We start from the raw sequence: 19,857 nt of genomic DNA, 5'->3' as shown, positions 1-19,857 counted from the left end.
GACGCCGGTCTAGGGTCGGCCCGAGGTGGCAAGCGCGACGGGCGGCGATAAAGTCCCCCCATCGCCCCGACTCCCCCCAAGGTTCCGCAGCATCCCCATGAGCACCATCGGTCCCGACTCCTCCCACCTCAGCCTTGCCGCCGGCCTGCACCGGATCGACGGCCAGCTGGACGACCTGCGTCGCCAGCAGGGCGGGGAGGCGCACGAGGCCCAGGGCAGCAGCCCCGCCGCGGAGGCGGACGCCGCCCCGGCCGCGCTGGCCGACGCCGGTGAGCGGGTGCTGGCCGCACCGGCCTGGGACCTTGCCGGCAGCCGGATGTTCTCCGGCGACCTCGCCCTCGAGGGCCGCCTGGGCGCGCTGCCGCTGGCACAGGCCGCGGAAAGCGCGGTCGATGCGGTGCTCGACGCATTCAGCTGACGCGCACGCATCGCCGCCAGCCGCGATAATGCCGCGGCCATGATCGACCCCCTGCCCAGCCCGGATGCCCTGCGCACCGCCGCCGACCGACTGGTTTCGGCGCTGGCCGCGCACACCGACCCCGAATACCGCCTGGCCGTGCTCAAGCGCCTCGCGCGGCGCCTGGGCGAGGACCAGTACCCGCTGTTCCTGCGCATCGTCGGCGTGATCGCCGAAAGCGACGACGAGCACGCGCAGCGGCTGCTGGCGGAGACCTTCGGCACCGCGCTGCGGCGCATGGACCTGCCCGGCGGCGCGCTCAGCTCCTGGGGTGCGACCGGCCTGCCCGACCACGGCGCGCCCGTGGCCGCCAGCGCGCTGTCGGGGCATTTCTTCGGCGCCACCCCGCGACGCATGCTCGGCCCCGTCGAGTACCTGGTGGTCTGGCACCTGCAGCGCACCCAGCGCACGGCGCTGTCGCCCGACGGCTTCCGCACCAGCCTGGCGCGCATGATCGCGATGCTCAACCGCAGCGAGGACGCGCGCAGCCTGTACCCGCAGAAGCTGGCCGCCGATGCCCAGAACGAGCTCGAGGGCGCCTACACCCGCGCCACCCGCGACCGCCTGGCCGCGATCGCCGCCGCCTGGGCCGCGGGCGAGTCGCCGGAGCGCGTGGCCGAGGCCGCGGTCGACGCCCCGGCCAGCACCTCCCACGGCTGGGTCGTCCGCGACCTGTGACCGCGTTGGCTTGCCGCGGGCAGCCACCCGCGGCCAAGATGCGGCCTGCCTCCCGGGGAGGGGATGCGATGCCGATGCCACCAACCCTGCGGTCGCTGCTGGCCGCCGCGGCGCTGGCGGGCCTGCTCGCCGCCTGCCGCCCGGCGCCGACCGAGCCCCAGGGCCCGGCGCGCAGCGACCTCAGCCGACCCGCCCTGGCGGTGCAGGCGCTGACCGGGCACATGCGCAGCGGTGACTATGCCGCCTTCGCGCGCGATGCCGTGCCGCCGGAGCTGCACGCGCGGCTGCAGGCCGCCTGGCGCGCCGGCGACACCCGCTGGCCGCTGGACGAACTGCCGTTCTCCGAACGCCTGCCCGAAGTGCTGGGCGCGCTGGCTGCACCCGACGCCGAAACGGCGCTGGCCGCAGGCTTCGACCGCCAGTTCGCGGGCGCCACCCGCGAGATCCGCGCCGCGGCCGCCACCCTGGGCCTGTTCGGGGTCCAGTACGTCGAGCACCAGGGCGATTTCAGTGACGCCGAACGCGACCACTACGCACAGCTGGTGGCCGCGATGGCGCAGTGGGCCGCGCAGGCACCGCTGGCCGACGGCGAGCGCGCCCACGCGGCGATCCCGCGCCTGGCCGCGGCCGCGCGCGCAGTGGGCCCGACGACCGCCGAGGGCATCGCCGAAGCCGGGATGGACGCGTCCCTGGCCCGCATCGGCGCCTTCGCCAACGAGGCCAAGGCGGTGCTGGCCGGCTACGGCCTCGACCTGGACGCCACCTTCGACAGCGTCGAGGCCGGCCTGCAGGTGCAGCAGGGCGACCGCGCCACGGTCCGCCTGCGCTATACGCTGGCGGGCGCCGCCATCGACACGGTGGTCGACATGGAGCGCATCGACGGCCAGTGGTACCTCGCCGACTACCTGCGGCACGCGCGCGAAGCCGCTGCGGCGATCGGGGAACCGGTCGAGCCGGCCGTTCCCGGGGAACCGGCGGCGCCCGAGGCCGGGCCACCGGCCGGGCCGGTGGCCGCTCCCTGAGCGCGACGCAGCCGCGCACCCTCCAGGCCCGACGCCACGCTTGGGCATAATGCCGACGATGCCGACCCAACCTTCCCTGTTCGAACCCCGCCCCGACGGTGCCCAGGACGACGACGCCTCGGCGCCGGTGCGCCATGGCGAGGCGGACATCGCCGCCACGGTACCCGCGGCCGACCCGCGCCCCGGCCGCGGCCGGCGCGCGCGGCCCTGGTGGGCGCGCCTGGCCGGGCGCCTGCTCTCGCCCTGGATCGGCCTGAGCATCGAGCCCCAGGGCCCCGGCGAAGCCATCGACGAGCGCCCGGTCTGCTACGTGCTGGAGGACTACGGCCTCTCCAATGCCCTGATCCTCGACCGCGCCTGCCGCGAGGCCGGGCTGCCTTCGCCGCTGGTGCCGCTGGCCGGCGATCCGCTGGGCCGCAGGCGTGCCTACGTGGCGCTGTCGCGGCGCAGTACCGCCGGTGCGCTGGCCCTGGCCACCCAGATCGCCACCCAGCGCAGGCCGAAGCGCAACAGGAGCCATTCCGATTCGCTGGCCCGCCTGCTCGAGGCCCACCGCGCCGATCCCGTGCTCGACGTCCAGCTGGTGCCGGTGTCGATCTTCGTCGGCCGCGCCCCGGACAAGAACAGCGGCTGGTTCTCGGTGCTGTTCTCGGAGAACTGGGCGCTGGTCGGCCGCTTCCGCCGCCTGCTGGCGATCCTGCTCAACGGCCGCGACACCCTGGTGCGCTTCTCGCCGCCGGTGGCCCTGCGCGACATCGTCGCCGAGGGCCTGGAGCCCGAGCGCGAGGTGCGCAAGCTCTCTCGCCTGCTGCGCACGCACTTCAACCGCATCCGCGCCGCGATCATCGGCCCCGACCTGTCCACCCGCCGCCTGCTGGTGGACAAGGTGCTGGCCTCGGCGCCGGTGCGCGAGGCCATCGCCGACCAGGCGCGGCGCGAGAGCGGCGCCGGCGACAAGGCGCGGGCGGAAGCCTGGAAGAAGGCCCATGGCTACGCCTACGAGATCGCCGCCGACTACTCGCACCCGGTGGTGCGCTCGGCCAGCTTCCTGCTGACCACGGTCTGGAACCGGATCTTCCGCGGCGTGCTGGTGCACCACCTCGACCCGCTCAAGGCCGCCGCGCCCGGCCACGAGGTCGTCTACGTGCCCTGCCACCGCAGCCACATGGACTACCTGCTGCTGAGCTACCTGCTCTATACCCGCGGCATCGTGCCGCCGCACATCGCCGCCGGCATCAACCTCAACCTGCCGGTGATCGGCACCATCCTGCGCAAGGGCGGGGCGTTCTTCATCCGCCGCAGCTTCCGCGGCAACGCGCTGTACTCGGCGGTGTTCACGGAATACGTCGCGCAGCTGGTGGCCGGCGGCTATTCGATCGAATACTTCATCGAAGGCGGGCGCTCGCGCACCGGCCGCCTGCTCCAGCCCAAGGGCGGCATGGTGGCGATGACCGTGCGCGCCTACCTGCGCCAGCCCACGCGCCCGGTGCTGTTCCAGCCGGTCTACATCGGCTACGAGAAGCTGATGGAGGGCAACAGCTACCTCGATGAACTCTCCGGCAAGCCCAAGGAGAAGGAATCGATCTGGGCGCTGCTGTGGGGCATCCCCAAGGTGCTGCGGCAGAACTACGGCCAGGTGGTGGTGAACTTCGGCGAGCCGATCGCGCTGTCGGACGTGCTTGCCGAGCATGCCGGGGCCTGGGACGGCAAGCCGCTGCCCGACGAGGACAAGCCCGACTGGCTGGCCGCCACCGTCGACGCCACCGCGCAGCGCATCCAGGAGCGCGTGAACGGCGCCGCCGACGTCAACCCGATCAACCTGCTGGCGCTGGCCCTGCTGTCCACGCCCAAGCACGCCATGGGCGAGGGCGACCTGACCGCACAGATCCTGCTGTCGAAGAAACTGCTGGCCGAGGTGCCCTACAGCCCGCTGGTCACCGTGACCCCGCACTCGCCGGCGCAGATCATCGCCCACGGCGAGGAGATCGGCGTACTGCACCGCGTCGCGCACCCGCTGGGCGACGTGCTGCGCGTGGACGGCGACACCTCGGTGCTGCTGACCTACTTCCGCAACAACGTGGTGCATCTGTTCACCGCCTCGGCCTGGATCGCCTGCTGCTTCCTGCACAACCGGCGCATGTCGCGCGACGCGCTGCTGCGCCTGGGCCGGGCCATGTATCCCTTCCTGCAGGGCGAGCTGTTCCTGCCCTGGGACGAAGACGGCTTCGCGGCGCGCATCGACGCCACCATCGGCCTGTTCATCCGCGAAGGCCTGCTGGAGCAGGTCGGCGAGGACGACGGCGGCATCATCGCCCGCCAGGCGGGGCAGTCGGACGAAGTATTCCGCCTGCGTGCGATCGGGCATCCGCTGCAGCAGGCCTTCGAGCGCTATTACATCGCGATCTCGGTGCTGGCCAAGAACGGTTCGGGCACCCTCGGCGCCGGCGAACTGGAAAGCCTGTGCCAGCTGGCCGCGCAGCGGCTGAGCCTGCTGTACGCGCCGGCGGCGCCGGAGTTCTTCGACAAGGCGCTGTTCCGCGGCTTCATCCAGAAGCTGCGCGAACTGGGCCTGGTGAAGCTGGACCACAACAGCAAGCTCGCCTTCGACGAGCGCCTGGCCACGTTCGCGCGCGACGCGAAGGTGATCCTCGGCCGCGAGCTGCGGCACACGATCGAGAAGATCAGCCCCGAGGCGGCGCGGGAAGGAGAGAACCCGGGCTTGCCAAAGGGCTGACGCACCGGTAGTGACGCGCGGGCTCGGGCCTGCGGCACAATGCCGCGGCGCCATGGGGGGACAGGGCGCCCAGGGGGAGAAGCGCAGCGCCTCCTGCGAACAGCAACGTCCGCGGCGGGTCCGGCCGCAATCCGACAGGAACATCCCATGCGCTCGAGAAACCTTGCCCTCGCCCTGGCCACCGTGGTCCTTGCCGTCGCCACCGCACCGGCGTACGCACAGGGCCGCGCCAAGCCGGTGGCCGGATCCGGAAGCGGAACCAGCGGCTTCCTCTGCTGCAACATGATCGCCTTCGGCGACGAGATCTACGACATCAACTATGAGGGCGACGGCTCGGACCTGCTGCCCTACGGCACACCGGTCACGGTGACCGGGCAGACCCGCCGCAAGCTCAGGTTCACCGCCGGCAGCGAGCGCTACGTGCTCGAGAACCACTACAGCCGGGATCTGTCGGAAGCCGCGTTCGCCGCGCGCTACGTCGTGGCCGAGGATCCTCGCGTGGTCGCAGCCGGCTTCCCGGAGAAGATCCGCGAGGCCATCGCCGCGGCGCGCATCACCGAGGGCATGACCCGCGAGCAGGTGCGCATGGCGCTGGGCTGGCCGGTGAGCAGCGAGAATCCCGACCTCGATGCCGACGTCTGGCGCTACTGGCTGAGCAGCTTCGACGAAGTGCAGGTGGAGTTCGGCAGCGACGGCCGGGTGGCGGGCATCAGCGCCAGCGTCCTCGCCCGGCGCAAGATCTGGCTGCCCTGAATCCTCTGCCGCGCGGGCCGGCCTCAGGCCGGCTCGTCGGGAATCAGCGCCGATTCCAGGCGCTCGATGCAGTCCTTCAGCTGGAGCTTGCGCTTCTTCAGGCGCTTGACCATCAGTTCGTCGGCGCCGGGATCCAGCTGCAGCCGCGAGATCGCGGCATCGAGGTCGCGGTGCTCGATCCGCAGCTCGACGAGCCGCTGGGCGAGACGGGCTTGTTCGGCGGGATCGACGGGCTGCATCGCCCCGAGATTACACGCCCGGCGCGGCAACGGCATCGCGTCGGGGCGCGAAGACGCGGCTGTCTTCCCGCGGAGCGTTACCTGCGCGGGCGGTCCCCCCCGGGGGGGACCGCCACGCCGTGCCGTGCCGGTGGCCTGGCCACGGCAGTGTCTCGCTCAGCGGCCGGATCGGGTGTCGGGCTTCGTCGCCGGACGGGCCACGGCCTTCGGCACGTCCAGCCGCGGCGGCGCGAACGGGACGGCGATGCCGCTGTCGTAGAAGTTGCCTCGCTGGTTGGTGACGTCGAGGTCGCCGTCGCCGTCGATATCCCAGAGGAACTCCTCGATCACATGGATACGGTTGCCGTCGGAGGCCACCGGGCGCCAGCGACGCACCATGTTGATGTAGCAGCCGTCCACGCCGACCTGGCACCAGTGCACGGGCTCATTGCTGCCGTTGCGGTACATCGTCAGGTCCATCACTCCACCCTGTACCGTCCAGCCCGCGGGGACCGGCCACATGCCGCTTTCGGAAAGGCTGAGCGTCCACCCCAGGTATCCGGCGCGCAGCAGGATATGGAAGCCGGTATCGCTGGCGAGGTAGGCGGTCCGGCTGATGCTCTGGCCCGACATCCAGTCGGCCTGTGCCGTGCCTGCATCGAACGTGAAGCCGTCGGCCAGCGCCGAGATCTGCAGCATGGCGCTGCGGTTGCCGTTGGCCGAGGTCCAGTCGAAGGCCAGGCCTTCCGCGCCGCGGCCGTCGCTGCTCACGCGGGCGTAGGCTCCGGTCGATCCGTCGCCGTAGACCACGCGAAGCCGGCCGGCTTCGTCGATGTCCCAGTCGAACGCAGGACCATCGGCACGGCTGCCGGTGCCGTCGGCGGCAAAGGTGAAAAGCTCCGAGCCGTTGTAGTTGCTGTTCGCATAGGCCGTGTCCGAAATCGCCATGCTGCGCGTGGTTCCCGCGATCTCCCCGGTGGTGAAAGGCCAGGAGCCGGCACCGTCGCGGATGCCGATGTTGGTGGCCGTTCCCGTGCGCGAACCGCCGGGGATCCCGGGGTTGTCGGGATAGCTGTAGTCGGTGGTCGTCGTCACCGCCAGCGTGTCACGGCCGTTGCCCTCGAACAGCTTGGCCACCTCGTAGCGCGAAGTGACGTCGAAGCGGCGGACCTGGCCGATGCCGTCGATGATCTCGTAGCTGACCAGCACGAAGGGGCTGTTGGGCACGACCACCGCCCGCCCGCTGGCCTCATCGAAGCTCCAGGTCACCGATGGATCGTGGTTGGGCGACGGGCCGACCATCTCTCCACCGCTCCCGGCATCCAGGGTCATGCGCGAACCCTGGATGTACCCGGTGTTGACGGTCCCCGGCACGCCCAGGTCATGGACCAGGGTGTAGGTGCCGACCATATCGTCCGCGGCCATGGGCACGGTCAGGTTCGGATCGCTGGCGATCTCGTTGATGGTTTCGGCCAGCGCGCCCGGCGCCTGCTCCTCGACTTCGGTCAGGAAGCCTTCCAGTGCGCCGGGATTGCTGAGCAGCGCCAGGGTGTCGGTGGTGCCCTCGGGCAGCGGGAAGCCGCCGTCCACCGCCAGCTTGATCGCGGCCGAAGCGGTCAGCAGCTGCCCGTTGTCGATCGCTTCGCGAGCGACCTCGAGTGCGGCGTCGTCGGTGATCGGGACGCCGCCGGCGGCGACCTCCATCAGGTAGGCCTGGGCGGTGCTGACATTGGTCACCTGGACCTGGTTGTTCTCGTCGCGGCTCAGTTCGCCGTCGTCGCCGGCCTCGCTCGCCAGGCGGTCGAAGCCGCCGACGATGCTGACGAAGTTGACGATCGCCTGGTCGCCACTGCCCTGTGCGCCGAGGGTCACCATGCCGCCGTCGACGCCGATGATCTCGAGACCGTAGTTGCCGTCGGCATCGGCCTGGGTAGTGAATACGTGGCCATCGACCGAGGCCTGGACCTCGGCGTTGGCGATCGGGCCGTCGGTCACCTTGCCGCGCAGCACCAGGGCGCGGCCCACGTCCACCGTCACCGTGGCCGTGCCGAGGCTGCGCACGCCCTTGACCAGGTAGCTGAAGCTGTCACGCCCCTGGAAGCCGGGCGCCGGCGTGTACTCCAGGCGTCCCTTGACCACGCGCGCAGTACCGTTCGCCGGTCGCGTGTGGATCGAAAGCGCGGAGCCCGGGGTGGTCCCGGGGTCGTTGGCCAGAACATCCACCAGCACCACTCGTCCTTCGGCGGTGACGGCCAGGTCGGCCTGGGCATCGATGGTGGTGACCGCCAGCGCCGGCGCGGCCGCCAGCAGGCCGAGCGGCAGCACCCAGGCGGAGCCGGGTCCGTTCCTGCGTCGTTTCGCGTGCATTGCATTCCCCTGTCTGTATGTGTGACGGCCCGTCCGGGCCGCCGGCCGAGGGTGGCGCGCCGACGGGGCGGCAATCTTTGCCGGGGCTGGAAAGATTCGGAAAATTTCGGAATCGGCGCCCCGGCCGCCCTGGATCCGCGGCGTGGCGGCCGTTGCGGAGCCTGCCGGAAGGCCCCAAGCTGTCGCCCGACGCAACACGGTGGGGGGCCGTGGCCATGCAGCAGGTGCAGGGAGTCTGGCGCTTCGGAGCCGCCACGCTGGACGAGCGCACGGGTCGGCTGGTCGTGGGCGGGGAACGCATCGACCTGGACCGCAGCTGCCACGACGTGCTGCTGGCCCTGCTGAGGCAGGCCGGCGCGGTCGTCGGCAAGGACGAGCTGCTGGAAGCCGGGTGGCCCGGTCGCGTGGTTTCGGAGAACTCGCTGTCCAAGGCCGTGGGCCGCTTGCGGCAGGCGCTGGGTGCCGATGGGCAGGCGCTGCGCGCCATCCACGGCTACGGCTACCGCCTGGCGCTCGATGCGCAGTACGAACCCGCGCCGACGGACGATCCAGCCCACGGCGACGCCCCGCCGCGGGAGGAAGGCCGCGTCCCGGCAGCGCCGGGTCCAGCCTCCCGGGCACAGGCCGCCGGTCGCCGCCGCCACCTCGGCATCGCCGCAGCGCTGGTGCTCGGGCTGCTCTCGACGACCCTGATGTACGCCTCCGCCGAGCGCGCGCGGCAGGCCGCCGAGGACGCGGCGACCCGGCATCAGGCCATGCTCGACTTCGTCACACGCGACATCCTCGGCCAGGCCGACCCCTATCGCGACGGACGCACGCGCCCCGCGGCGACCCTCGAGACGGCGATCGACAATGCCGCCGACAGCGCCATGCACAGGCTCGACGAAGATCCCGTCGCCGCGGCGGCGGTCCAGCACATGCTCGGCACCATCCGCTTCGGCCAGGACCGGTATGCGGAAGCGGCGGCGGCCTTCGAACGCGCCCGCGCCCTGTACCGGCCGCTCGGGAAACGGCACGTCGATGCGCTGGTCCGGGCCGGGACCGCGCTGTGCGACGTGTACCGGATCAGCAATCGCCTCGAGGAGGCGGAGGCGGTCTGCGCCACGGCGCTCGCGGAGGCGCGCGGAGGCCGGGACCGCGAGGCACTGGCCCAGCTCAAGCTGGCGCAATTGCGCAGCGAGCAGGGGCGCCACGCCGAAGCGCTGGCGATCCTGCTCCCGCTGCACCGGGACGATGCCTTCGTGGATGCACCCCGGCTGTCGGGCGAGCTGCAGTGGGCTCTTGGGCTGGCCCAGCGTGCCCTCGGCCGCCACCGCGAGGCGAAGCAGCACTTCCTCGCCCTGCTGGAGATCGCGCGCGAAGGCGGCGAGCGCAGCACCTGGACCGCCTGGGCCTACAACTCGCTGGGCAGCGTGCTGGTGGAGCTCGGCGACTACGACCGCGCCGAAACCCTGCTGCTGGCCGCGCATGCGCTCTTTTCCGAGAACCAGGGCGGCGACCAGGTCGAGGCGCAGATGCCGCAGGCCTGGCGCGCCGAACTGAGGCTGCGGCGCGGCGAGTGGGCGCAGGCGGCCGCGATCCTGCGCGGCCAGATCCGGGCCTGGGAGGCCAGGCTGTCGCCGGACCATCCGCTCAGGCTGCGCGCGGAGGCCGACCTGGCCTGGGCCGAGGCCATGTCGGGCGACCACCGCACCGCGGGCGAGCGGCTGCAGTCGGCACTGCACGGTCCCGGGACGCAGGGCGACGACCGCATGGCCGGCCTGCGCAGCCTGCGCTGGGCGCGGACGGCCTTCGCCCTCGGCGACCGCACGCGCGCCGGCGACCTGCTGGCGGGATTCGACGCCCGGCACCGCGGGCGGTTGGGCGCCGGACATCCGCTGGTGACCGAAGCCGATTGCCTGCGCTCGCAGTGGACACGCCCCGATGCGGTCGCGCAGGCCTGCGGCCCCGGCCCGGCGTCGGCCCAGTCCGCGCCGACGGCGGCGTCCGCGCGCGCCGGCACCGCCACCGAGGTGGCCGCACGGGGCGCCGAAGCGAGCCGGTAGAATGACCGGTCCATGAGCATCGTCCTGCCCCTCGCCGAACCCGCCCCCCGCGCCCGCCGTGCCGCCCACGAGGCGCAGCGTCTGGGCAAGCGCCTGCGCCACCAGGTGGGCCGCGCGATCGCCGACTTCGGCATGATCGAGGACGGCGACCGGGTGATGGTCTGCCTGTCCGGCGGCAAGGACAGCTACACGATGCTGGACATCCTGCTGCAGCTTCAGAAGAAGGCGCCGGTGTCGTTCTCGATCACCGCGGTGAACCTCGACCAGAAGCAGCCCGGCTTCCCCGAGCACGTGCTGCCCGACTACCTGCGCTCGCTCGGCGTCGACTTCCACATCATCGAGCAGGACACCTATTCGGTGGTGTCGCGGGTGGTGCCCGAGGGCAAGACCATGTGCTCGCTGTGCTCGCGCCTGCGCCGCGGCGCGCTGTACACGTATGCCGCCGAGCACGGCTACACCCGCATCGCGCTCGGCCACCACCGCGACGACATGGTGGCAACCTTCTTCCTCAACCTGTTCTTCCACGCCAAGCTGAGCGGCATGCCGCCGAAGCTGCTGTCCGACGACGGAAGGCACGTGGTGATCCGCCCGCTGGCCTACGTGCGCGAGGACGACATCGCCGCCTACGCGGAGGCGAAGGACTTCCCGATCATTCCCTGCAACCTCTGCGGCTCGCAGGAGAACCTGCAGCGCAAGCAGGTGCAGAGGATGATGGCGCAGTGGGAACGCGAGACGCCCGGGCGCATCGACCAGATTGCGCGCGCGCTGGGCGACATCCGGCCCTCGCAGCTGGCCGACCCGAAGCTGTTCGACTTCCTCGGCCTCGGCCACCGCGAATCCGCGGCCGTCGCCGACGCCCACCGCTGGCTGGCCGGCGAGCCCCACGACGCGACGCACGCTGGCCCACTGCACGCCGGTAACCGGCCCGCCGACGCAGAGCACTCCGACCCGTCGCAGGTCGCCACCGCGCAGGTCCCGACGCGCCCGGGCGACGCCGCCTGATGCGCCAGCCCCGCAGTCCCCGACCCGCCCGCGCGGGCCGACCGCGCGTCGGCGGCGCAGCGGCGCGCCCATGCTGACTCTCCCTCCCCATCACGGCATCCATTCCGCATGTTCTTCCGCAACCTGACCCTGTTCCGCTTCCCCGTTTCGCTCGACCTCGAAGGCCTCGAAGAAGCCCTGGCATCGCATCCGCTCAAGCCGGTCGGGCCGCTGGAGCTGTCCTCGCACGGCTTCGTGCCGGCGCTGGGCCGCGACGCCGAAGCGTTCTCGCACCGCGTCGGCGATGCCGCCTGGGTGGCGATGGGCGGCGAGGACCGGCTGCTGCCGGCGGCGGTGGTCAACGACATGCTCGCGCGCAAGCTCGACGAGGTGGAGGAGCGTGAAGGCCGCCGCCCCGGCGGCCGCGCCCGCAAGCGCATCAAGGACGAGCTGGTGCACGAGCTGCTGCCGCGCGCCTTCGTCCGCCCCTCGCGCACCGACGCCATGCTCGATCTGAAGCACGGCCTTTGCATCGTCGACAGTTCCTCGCGCAAGAACGCCGAGGCGGTGGTCTCGGCGCTGCGCCAGGCCCTGGGCAGCTTCCCGGCGCTGCCGGCGAACGCCGAGGTCGCGCCGCGCAGCGTGCTCACCGGCTGGATCGCCGGCGAACCCCTGCCCGAAGGCCTGTCGCTGGGCGAGGAGTGCGAGCTCAAGGACGGCAACGACACCGGCGCGATCGTGAAGTGCCAGCGCCAGGACCTGGGCAGCGACGAGATCGCCCACCACCTCGAGGCCGGCAAGCAGGTCACGCGCCTGGCACTGGTGCTCGACGACCACGTCTCGTTCGTGCTCGGCGAGGACCTTGTGGTGCGCAAGCTCAAGTTCCTCGACGGCGCGGTGGAGCAGCTGGAAGGCAACGACCGCGACGACATCCGCGCCGAGCTCGACGCGCGCTTTGCGCTGATGTCGGCCGAGGTGCGCCGCCTGTTCGAGATCCTGGAGCCGGCGCTGAAGCTCTCGCGCGTGGATGCCTGAACAAGGCAAGTCCAACGTAACGCGCAAGGATGCGCATCGCCCGCGGCCACGCCGGTAGAATCGCACCATGTCGTCCCTGCTCCGCCTGCTGCTCACGAAGTCCGACGCACCGGGCCCCCGCAACATCCAGCGCGACACCGTCGCGCTCGCGATGGACGACGGCACCGAGGTCGAGGTGGTGCGCGTGCGCGACCCGCGCGCGCGGCGCCTGCGCCTGTCGGTCGACGAGCGCGGCGCGCGCCTGACCCTGCCGCCGCGCGCGAGCGCGGTGTCCGGTGAACGCTTCCTGGTCCAGCACCGCGACTGGCTGGCCGCGCAGCTGCGCGCGCACGCCATTGACGACCTGGTCGCGCCGCTGGAACGCGGCGTGACCGCGGCGCTGCCGCTGCGCGGCGCGATGCTGCCGCTGCGCTGGGAGCCGGGCCGCTATGCCTGCGTGCTGCGCGAGGGCGACGGCCTGGTGTTCCGCCACACCGGCCGCGGCGGCGACGCCGCGCTGCGCCGCGCCCTGCGCGACTTTTACGAAGGCGAGGCGCGCGCCGACGTCGGCGCCTGGCTGCCGCGCTACCTGCCCGGCCTGCCGCGCGCGCCGGCGCGCATCCGGATCAAGGCCATGTCCTCGCAGTGGGGTTCGCTGGCACCCGACGGCACCCTCGCCCTGGACCTGTCGCTGGTGCTGGGCCGGCCTTCGGCCTTCGAGTACGTGCTGGTGCACGAACTCTGCCACCTGGTCCACGCCGACCACTCGCCGGCGTTCTGGGCCGAGGTCGAGGCCCGCAGCCCCGACTGGCGCGACGAGCGCGACTGGTTCCGCGAACACGGCCGTCGCCTGAAGGCGATGCTGAGGCTGCTGGCCGGTCCAACCGCCTGAGGGCGTTACAGGAGTCGGGGTTCCATGCCGCCGGAGCCCGGAGACCGACCCATGCGCCACCGCCTTCCGCTGCTGCTCGCCGCCACCGCCATCATCCTGCTGGCGGCCGGCTGCCAGAAAGCCGCGGATGCCGCCACCGAGGCGGCGATCGAGCGCGCGAGCGGACAGAAGGTGCAGCTGGACCGCGACGGCAACCGGCTGCGCATCAGCGCCGGCAGCGGCGCCGACGAGGTGAGCGTGGTCACCGGCGAGGGCATCGCCCTGCCCGCCGATTTCCCCGACGACCTGTTCCTGCCCGCGGACTACGGCGTGAGCAGCGTCATGGACGTCGGCGGCGCGCGACTGCTGAACCTGCAGTCCCGGGGTGCGGTGGCAACGGTGTTCGAGGACGCGCGCACGGCCATGCAGGACAAGGGCTGGTCGCAGACGATGGCGATGCAGCAGGCCGACAGCGCCATGCTCGGCTTCAGCCGGGACGGGCGCGAGGCGGCCTACACCTTCACCCGCCACGGCGACGAGCAGCTGATGATCGGCATCCAGCTGCGCGAGCAGGCGCAGCGGCAGTAGCCGCGCCTCAGACCGACAGGAAGCCGCCGATCGCGGCCGCGACCTCGCGCGGCTGCTCCATGTGCAGGTGATGGCCGCCGTCGAGCACCACCAGTTCGCCCGCCGGCAGCAGGGCCGCGCGCGCGCGGCGCACCGGATCGGGCAGGTAGGGCTGGGCCGGATCGGCGAACAGCACCTTCGCCGGGCAGGCGATGCCGGCCACCAGGTCCTCGATCTGCGCTTCGGTCATGCGCACCATGGTCGGCAGGGTCAGGCGCGGGTCGCTGCTCCAGCACCAGCCGCCGTCCACCGCCACCACCCCGCGCTCGACCAGCAGGCGCGCGGCGTCTTCGGTGAGGCCATTGGCCTTCATCCGCGCGCGCACCGCGGGCTCGATGTCAGGAAACACCCGCAAGCGCTTGCCCGGCAGGGCGCGGGTGGCGGCCACCGCTTCGCGCAGCCGTTCGACGGTGCGCTCCGGCACTTCGGCCAGTGCGCCCAGGGCCTCGATCGCGACCAGGCGCTCGATGCGCTCCGGACAGGCGGCGGCGACCAGGCTGGCGATGCCCGCGCCCATCGAATGGCCGAGCAGGCTGAAGCGCTCCCAGCCCAGGGCATCGGCGACGTCGAGCACGGTGTGCACGGCGCCGGCGAAGGAATAGTCCATGCCGCGCGGCAGGTGGTCGCTGCTGCCGTGGCCGGGCAGGTCGGGCGCGACCAGGTCGAGTACCGGCAGGTGCGGGGCCAGCGGCACGAAGCTGGCGGCGTTGTCGAGCCAGCCGTGCAGGGCCAGCACCCGCGGCGCGCCTTCACTGCCGGTGCGCAGGCCGCGCACGGTGCCCATCGGCAGGGCGAGTTCGAAGTCGCGCATCACGTCCATGCCGAGAACTCCCGTGCCGCGATGCCCGCGATCGCGCGCGCATGCGCCGGATCGTCGTTGAGGCAGGGGATGTAGGACAGGGTTTCGCCGCCGGCCTCGCGGAAGAAGCCGTCGTTCTGCATCGCGATCTCCTCCAGCGTCTCCAGGCAGTCGGCGGAGAAACCGGGGCAGGCGACGTCGATGCGCTTCACGCCCTCGCCGGCCAGCGCGCGCACGGTGGCGTCGGTCGCGGGCTGCAGCCACTTGCCGCCGCCGAAGCGCGACTGGAAGCTGGCCTGCCACGCATCGTCGGCCAGGCCCAGCGCACCCGCGATCGCGCGCGCACCGGCGTGGCACTGGCGTTCGTAGGGATCGCCCTGGTCGACCACGCGCTGCGGGATGCCGTGGAAGGAGAACAGCAGCCGTTCGCCGCGGCCGTGGCGCGCCCAGTGCGCGCGGATCGACGCGGCCACCGCCTGCACCCAGCCCGGGTCGACGTGGTAGTCGTCGACCATGCGCGCGCCGGGAAGCTCGCGCGCGAGCACGTCGCCGACCGAGGCGGTGGTGGTGGTGGAGTACTGCGGGTACAGCGGCAGCACCAGCACACGGGCGCCGTCCGCGCGCAGTTCGCGCAGGCGGCGCGCCAGCGCGGGTTCGCCGTAGCGCATCACGTGCTCGACGCGCACGCCGGGCAGCAGTGGCCGCACCGCTTCGGCCAGGCGGCGGGTGTGCACCTCCAGCGGCGAGCCCTCGTCCATCCAGATCTCGGCGTACTTGTGCGCGACCCGGCGCGAGCGCAGCGGCAGCACCACCAGGCGCAGCAGCGGCAGCCAGAACAGCCGCGGCAGCTGCACCACGCGCGGGTCGGACAGGAACTCGCGGAGGTAGCGCGACACCGCCGGCGCGGTCGGCGCCGAGGGCGTGCCGAGGTTGGCCAGCAGCAGGACGTCGCGGGGACGCGGGGAATCGTCGGTCATCGGGAATGCGCTGGCGGTCTGCGGGGGGGCATCGGCCCACCAGTGTACGGTCCGGTACGGCCGGGGGCACGCGTGGCTCACCGCGGATTCATCGCGCCGCGCATAGCCTGAAGGCCCCGCGCGGCGGTCGACATCGCGTCCGCTGCGCCGCATCCTTCCAGACGCATTCCGTTCCGGAGTTCCCCATGCCTGCCAAGCGCCATCTGCTCCGCATCCCCGTCCTCGCCGCCGCGCTCGGTCTTGCGCTGGCCGCCGCGCCCGCCGTCGCCGGCCCGCAGGAGGACGCGCGCGCGCTCAACGCGGTGCGCGTGCTCACCGACATCCAGGCGATCCCGGAATCGGCGATCCCGGAGAAGCTGTTCGACGAGGGTCGCGCGATCGTGGTCGTGCCCGACACCATCAAGGCCGGCCTGGTCATCGGCGGCCGCCGCGGCCACGGCCTGATGTCGGTGAAGAATCCCGACGGCACCTGGTCCAACCCCAGCTTCGTCAAGCTCACCGGCGGCAGCATCGGCTTCCAGGCCGGCGTGCAGTCGGCCGACGTGGTGCTGGTGTTCCGCAGCGAGCGCGGCCTGGAGTCGATCGTCAACGGCAAGTTCACCCTCGGCGCCGATGCCGGCGTCGCGGCGGGCCCGGTGGGCCGCAACGCATCCACCGCCACCGACGGCGAGCTCAAGGCCGAGATCTGGTCGTGGTCGCGCGCCCGCGGCCTGTTCGCCGGCATCGCACTGGACGGCGCCGTGCTGTCGATCGACGACGCGGCCAACGAGGCCGCCTACGGCCGCGACACCACGCCGCGCATGATCTTCGAGGGCCGCGCCCAGGGCCAGCCGTCGACGGCGGTGGTCGATTTCCGCGACAGCCTCGAGGAGGCCACCGCGCTGGCGCGCGCCAACCGCGGCACCGAGGGCAGCAGCCAGGTCGCCGCGGCCACCCCGGCCCGCGACGCGGCACCGCCGGCCACCGGCAGCGCGCCGCTGGTCGAAACCGCGCCGATCGGCAGCAACCCGGAGCCCGCGCAGGCGCCCAGCGCCTTCGAACCGGTCGACCAGTCCCCGGTGACCTCGGAGCCGCTGCCCGCCGACGACCTGCCGGCGCCGCTGCCCGACCCGATCGACTGAAGGGCATGACCTTCGCCCGCGGCCAGCGTCGCGGGCGACTGTTATCCTGAAGCCCCGAACACATCCAGGTATCGCGGCATGGGCAGTTTCAGCATCTGGCATTGGATCATCGTCCTGGTGGTCGTGCTGCTGATCTTCGGCACCAAGCGCCTGCGCGGCGCCGGCCGCGACCTCGGCGAGGCGGTCAAGGGCTTCAAGAAGGGCATGGCCGACGAGGACGACAAGCCCGCCGGCCAGCTCGGCGACCAGACCCGCGAGGGCGAGCGCAAGGCCGAGCGCGACAGCGACTCCGTCGAGCGCTGATCCCGGCGCGGGCGTCCGGGCATGTTCGACCTCGGTTTCGGCGAGCTGCTGCTGATCGCCCTGGTGGCGCTCGTGGTCCTCGGCCCCGAACGCCTGCCCAAGGCCGCGCGCTTCGCCGGCCTGTGGGTGCGGCGCGCGCGCGCGCAGTGGTATTCGGTGAAGTCCGAGCTCGAACGCGAGCTCGCCGCCGAGGAACTCAAGCGCAACCTCGACGCCGCGCGCACCGCCGCCACCGATTTCGAACGCCAGGCGCGCGACGCCGTCAACGACCTGGACGCCAGCGCGCGCAAGGCCGAAGCCGACACCCGCAGCGAACTCCGCGCGCTGCGCGAAGACCTCGAAGGGGTTTCACCCGGGACCGCTGGCGAAACGGACGCCGATGCCGCGATCGATGCCGCGGACCCGCCGGCGACCGCGGCGGGTCCGGCATCCTTGGACGCGCCCTCCGATGCCGGCACCCCGCCCCCGGACCAGGGAGACGACGATGGCCGGCGCTGAGGGCGAGGGCCACCTCTTCGACCACCTGCTGGAACTGCGCTCGCGCATCCTGCGCGGGATCGTGGGCCTGGGCGTGGCGCTGGCGGCGCTGCTGCCGTTCGCGAACAAGCTCTACGCGCGGCTGTCGCAGCCACTGGTGGACAAGCTGCCCGAAGGCGCGCACCTGATCGCGGTCGAGGTCGCCTCACCGTTCTTCGCGCCGCTGAAGCTCGCCTTCTTCGCCGCGGTGGTGCTGAGCATGCCCTGGCTGCTGTACCAGGCCTGGGCCTTCGTCGCGCCCGGCCTGTACAAGCGCGAGAAGCGCCTGGCGCTGCCGCTGCTGGCCAGCTCGCTGGTGCTGTTCTACGCCGGCTGCGCCTTCGCGTTCTTCATCGTGCTGCCCTCGGTGTTCGGCTTCCTGACCATGGTCACGCCCGAGGGCGTGGCGATGATGACCGACATCAACGCCTACCTCGACTTCGTGCTGGTGATCTTCCTCGCCTTCGGACTGAGCTTCGAGCTGCCTGTGGCGCTGGTGATCCTGGTGCTGATGGGCTGGGTGACGCCGGCGCAGCTGAAGGAGGCGCGCGGCTACGCGATCGTGGGCATCTTCATCCTCGCCGCGATCATCACTCCGCCGGACGTGGTCTCGCAGCTGATGCTGGCGATCCCGATGTGCCTGCTGTACGAGGCCGGGATCCTCGCCGCGCGGCTGCTCGCCCCGCGCGGGGCCGCGACCGGCGACAGCGGCCAGGCCTGATGCGCCCCGCCGGCTTCTGGCGGCGCGGCGCGGCCTGGTCGCTGGATGTGCTGCCGGTGCTGCTGGTGGCGCTGGCGCTGTGCTGGAACCAGCTGCGGGCCGCGGGCACGGCGGCGGCCTCGGCCTGGGCGGCGCTGGCCGATGCCGCGGCGCAGCGCATGGCCGGGACGCTGCTGGCCGCCGACGCCGGCGACATGGCCGGCGTCGCCACCCTGATGGCGACGGTGCGCGCCGCGATGCACGATGCCGCGCTGCGCGCGGCCGCCGGCGGGCTGCAGTCCGCGCTGTTCGCGCTGTGCGGGCCGCCGCTGGCGGTGTTCGTGGCGCTGTTCCTGGCCTGGTGCGTGGGCTTCGAGCGCTCCCGGCTGCGGGCCACGCCCGGCAAGCGCGCGCTCGGCCTGCGGGTGGTGGCGGCCGATGGCGGCATCGCGGGCACGGGCCGGGTGCTGCTGCGCTTCCTGGCCGGCAGCCTGTCGTGGCTGAGCCTCAACATCGGCCACCTGATGGCGGCGATGCCGCCCGCCTTCGCCGCGCTGCACGACCGGATCAGCGGCACGCGGGTGGTGCTCGATGCATCCGCGCCGGCGCGGATGCCGGCGTGGGCGACCGCTTGGTTGGCGGCGGTGGCGGCGGCGGCGCTCTACGCCACCGCCTGGACCAGCGCGGTGCTCGCCGCCGGCCTGCAGGTGGCGCTGGAGCGCGCGCTCTGGGGCTGAGCCTGAGCCGCGGCCTCAGGCCGCGACGTGGTCGTGGCCACGCGGTGCATCGCCGCCGGCGTCACCGCAGATGTCGCGCCACATGGCGTACATCACGCCGAAGCTGACCACGATCATCGCCAGCACCAGGGCCAGGTACAGCGGCACGCCGATGACGATCGCCAGCACCATCACGACGCCGCTGCCGCTGCCGAACGCGGCGAACAGCATCGCCAGCAGGCCGACCACGATGCCGATCACGAACATCGCCACCAGGCCCAGCAGCATCAGCACCACCAGCGGCAGCACGTTGCGGATGGCACCCGTGGCGCCGTCGGCCAGCGCCTGGCCGACCCCGCGGCCGCGCAGCGCGACCTGGCCCAGGCCGATGGCCTGGGCGGCGTAGACCAGCACGCCCACGACCATCGCCACGGCGAAGGCGCGCCCGAAGCCCGGCGGCAGCGCGGCCGGCTCGGTGGCGGACATGTTCTCGACGTACCAGCGACCCGCCTCCGGCGCGACCAGCATCACCGCGCCGCCGATCAGCACGTACTGGAGCACGGCCAGCACCAGCAGCAGCCCCATCGCGCGCAGCCAGGCGCCGCGGTCGGAGAAGCCCGAAAGCACCTGGGTCGGGGCGGCGGGCCGGCCGTTCTCCACCGCGTCGATCAGGCGCAGATAGCCGACCAGCAGGCCGGCCATCAGCACCAGCAACGGGGCCGTGATCAGCAGGCTGAGCAGCAACTGCGCCGGGCCCGCCCCGGTGGGGGCAAGCACGGCCGCGGCGACGCTGAGCACCACCGCGGCCACGAACACCAGCAGCACGATCAGCGCCGCACCACCGAAGATCGCCTTGGGGTTGCTCCCGCCCAGGTTCACCGCGTTCATCAGCCAGCGCCAGCCCGAAGCCGGCCCCATCGTGCGAGTAGTCATCCCGTGTCCCCGGAAGAATTTGTTG

The 19,857-nt window shown here is 72.5% G+C and carries 19 protein-coding genes and 1 pseudogene; 15 read left to right on the top strand and 5 right to left on the bottom strand.

The window, feature by feature from the left end; translation table 11 throughout:
* Positions 1 to 97 precede the first annotated feature (97 nt).
* From E2170_RS08075 to bamE, 5 genes are all read left to right on the top strand, one after another.
* Positions 98 to 418 (top strand): hypothetical protein, encoded by a 321-nt coding sequence (locus tag E2170_RS08075; RefSeq protein WP_133000178.1) that lies wholly within the window; start codon positions 98 to 100, stop codon positions 416 to 418.
* A 39-nt stretch (positions 419 to 457) separates the two neighbouring features.
* Positions 458 to 1,135, top strand: a complete 678-nt coding sequence (locus E2170_RS08070; RefSeq protein ID WP_133000177.1) for a hypothetical protein — start codon at positions 458 to 460, stop codon at positions 1,133 to 1,135.
* Between the two features lie 74 nt (positions 1,136 to 1,209).
* Positions 1,210 to 2,157, top strand: coding sequence for a hypothetical protein (locus E2170_RS08065; protein ID WP_243708123.1), 948 nt, complete (start codon positions 1,210 to 1,212; stop codon positions 2,155 to 2,157).
* A gap of 49 nt (positions 2,158 to 2,206) precedes the next feature.
* Positions 2,207 to 4,891, top strand: coding sequence for a glycerol-3-phosphate 1-O-acyltransferase PlsB (plsB, locus tag E2170_RS08060; RefSeq protein WP_425477846.1), 2,685 nt, complete (start codon positions 2,207 to 2,209; stop codon positions 4,889 to 4,891).
* 147 nt (positions 4,892 to 5,038) lie between these two features.
* Complete coding sequence (gene bamE / locus E2170_RS08055; RefSeq protein WP_165942202.1) at positions 5,039 to 5,644, top strand: outer membrane protein assembly factor BamE domain-containing protein; 606 nt, start codon at positions 5,039 to 5,041, stop codon at positions 5,642 to 5,644.
* 23 nt (positions 5,645 to 5,667) lie between these two features.
* On the opposite strand, the gene E2170_RS08050 is transcribed toward bamE, so the two are convergent.
* Both E2170_RS08050 and E2170_RS08045 read right to left on the bottom strand, forming a co-directional pair.
* Positions 5,668 to 5,883: a YdcH family protein gene (locus E2170_RS08050; protein WP_133000173.1), complete on the bottom strand. Its 216-nt coding sequence runs from the start codon at positions 5,881 to 5,883 to the stop codon at positions 5,668 to 5,670.
* Between the two features lie 156 nt (positions 5,884 to 6,039).
* On the bottom strand, positions 6,040 to 8,229 hold the full coding sequence (locus tag E2170_RS08045; RefSeq protein WP_133000172.1) for an Ig-like domain-containing protein: 2,190 nt from the start codon (positions 8,227 to 8,229) through the stop codon (positions 6,040 to 6,042).
* A gap of 215 nt (positions 8,230 to 8,444) precedes the next feature.
* Between E2170_RS08045 and E2170_RS08040 the strand changes: the two genes are divergently transcribed.
* The 5 genes and pseudogenes from E2170_RS08040 to E2170_RS08020 all read left to right on the top strand — a co-directional run bounded on the left by E2170_RS08040 (position 8,445) and on the right by E2170_RS08020 (position 13,728).
* Complete coding sequence (locus tag E2170_RS08040; protein ID WP_165942201.1) at positions 8,445 to 10,274, top strand: tetratricopeptide repeat protein; 1,830 nt, start codon at positions 8,445 to 8,447, stop codon at positions 10,272 to 10,274.
* A gap of 12 nt (positions 10,275 to 10,286) precedes the next feature.
* Positions 10,287 to 11,174, top strand: a pseudogene (gene ttcA / locus E2170_RS08035) (tRNA 2-thiocytidine(32) synthetase TtcA); the annotation flags it as partial.
* Between the two features lie 210 nt (positions 11,175 to 11,384).
* Positions 11,385 to 12,290: a recombination-associated protein RdgC gene (locus tag E2170_RS08030; RefSeq protein ID WP_133000169.1), complete on the top strand. Its 906-nt coding sequence runs from the start codon at positions 11,385 to 11,387 to the stop codon at positions 12,288 to 12,290.
* A gap of 67 nt (positions 12,291 to 12,357) precedes the next feature.
* Entirely contained in the window at positions 12,358 to 13,161 is an 804-nt protein-coding gene (locus E2170_RS08025; protein WP_133000168.1) for a M48 family metallopeptidase, read from the top strand.
* A 51-nt stretch (positions 13,162 to 13,212) separates the two neighbouring features.
* On the top strand, positions 13,213 to 13,728 hold the full coding sequence (locus tag E2170_RS08020) for a hypothetical protein (RefSeq protein WP_133000167.1): 516 nt from the start codon (positions 13,213 to 13,215) through the stop codon (positions 13,726 to 13,728).
* 7 nt (positions 13,729 to 13,735) lie between these two features.
* Here E2170_RS08020 and E2170_RS08015 read toward each other — a convergent pair whose 3' ends face one another.
* On the bottom strand, positions 13,736 to 14,578 hold the full coding sequence (locus tag E2170_RS08015; protein ID WP_133001126.1) for an alpha/beta fold hydrolase: 843 nt from the start codon (positions 14,576 to 14,578) through the stop codon (positions 13,736 to 13,738).
* The gene (gene hemH / locus E2170_RS08010; protein ID WP_133000166.1) at positions 14,578 to 15,543 is read right to left on the bottom strand and encodes a ferrochelatase; all 966 of its coding nucleotides are present in this window, start codon (positions 15,541 to 15,543) and stop codon (positions 14,578 to 14,580) included. Before hemH ends, E2170_RS08015 begins: the two co-directional genes overlap by 1 nt.
* A 185-nt stretch (positions 15,544 to 15,728) precedes the next feature.
* Here hemH and E2170_RS08005 point away from each other — a divergent pair, with 185 nt between their 5' ends.
* The 5 genes from E2170_RS08005 to E2170_RS07985 all read left to right on the top strand — a co-directional run bounded on the left by E2170_RS08005 (position 15,729) and on the right by E2170_RS07985 (position 18,920).
* Positions 15,729 to 16,664 (top strand): lipid-binding SYLF domain-containing protein, encoded by a 936-nt coding sequence (locus E2170_RS08005; protein ID WP_133000165.1) that lies wholly within the window; start codon positions 15,729 to 15,731, stop codon positions 16,662 to 16,664.
* Positions 16,665 to 16,742: 78 nt separating this feature from the next.
* Positions 16,743 to 16,967, top strand: coding sequence for a Sec-independent protein translocase subunit TatA (tatA, locus tag E2170_RS08000; RefSeq protein WP_133000164.1), 225 nt, complete (start codon positions 16,743 to 16,745; stop codon positions 16,965 to 16,967).
* 21 nt (positions 16,968 to 16,988) lie between these two features.
* Positions 16,989 to 17,465, top strand: coding sequence for a Sec-independent protein translocase protein TatB (tatB, locus tag E2170_RS07995; protein ID WP_133000163.1), 477 nt, complete (start codon positions 16,989 to 16,991; stop codon positions 17,463 to 17,465).
* Positions 17,452 to 18,204, top strand: coding sequence for a twin-arginine translocase subunit TatC (tatC, locus tag E2170_RS07990; protein ID WP_133000162.1), 753 nt, complete (start codon positions 17,452 to 17,454; stop codon positions 18,202 to 18,204). The genes tatB and tatC overlap by 14 nt, the downstream gene beginning before the upstream one ends.
* The gene (locus E2170_RS07985) at positions 18,204 to 18,920 is read left to right on the top strand and encodes an RDD family protein (protein WP_133000161.1); all 717 of its coding nucleotides are present in this window, start codon (positions 18,204 to 18,206) and stop codon (positions 18,918 to 18,920) included. Before tatC ends, E2170_RS07985 begins: the two co-directional genes overlap by 1 nt.
* 15 nt (positions 18,921 to 18,935) lie before the next feature.
* On the opposite strand, the gene E2170_RS07980 is transcribed toward E2170_RS07985, so the two are convergent.
* Complete coding sequence (locus E2170_RS07980) at positions 18,936 to 19,832, bottom strand: hypothetical protein (RefSeq protein WP_133000160.1); 897 nt, start codon at positions 19,830 to 19,832, stop codon at positions 18,936 to 18,938.
* Between the last annotated feature and the right edge of the window lie 25 nt (positions 19,833 to 19,857).

Origin of the sequence: Luteimonas arsenica (genome assembly GCF_004352825.1) — a bacterium.
GTDB lineage: Bacteria > Pseudomonadota > Gammaproteobacteria > Xanthomonadales > Xanthomonadaceae > Luteimonas > Luteimonas arsenica.
Note: the sequence above shows the minus strand (reverse complement) of the source record. Positions and strands in the feature narration are given on the sequence as shown.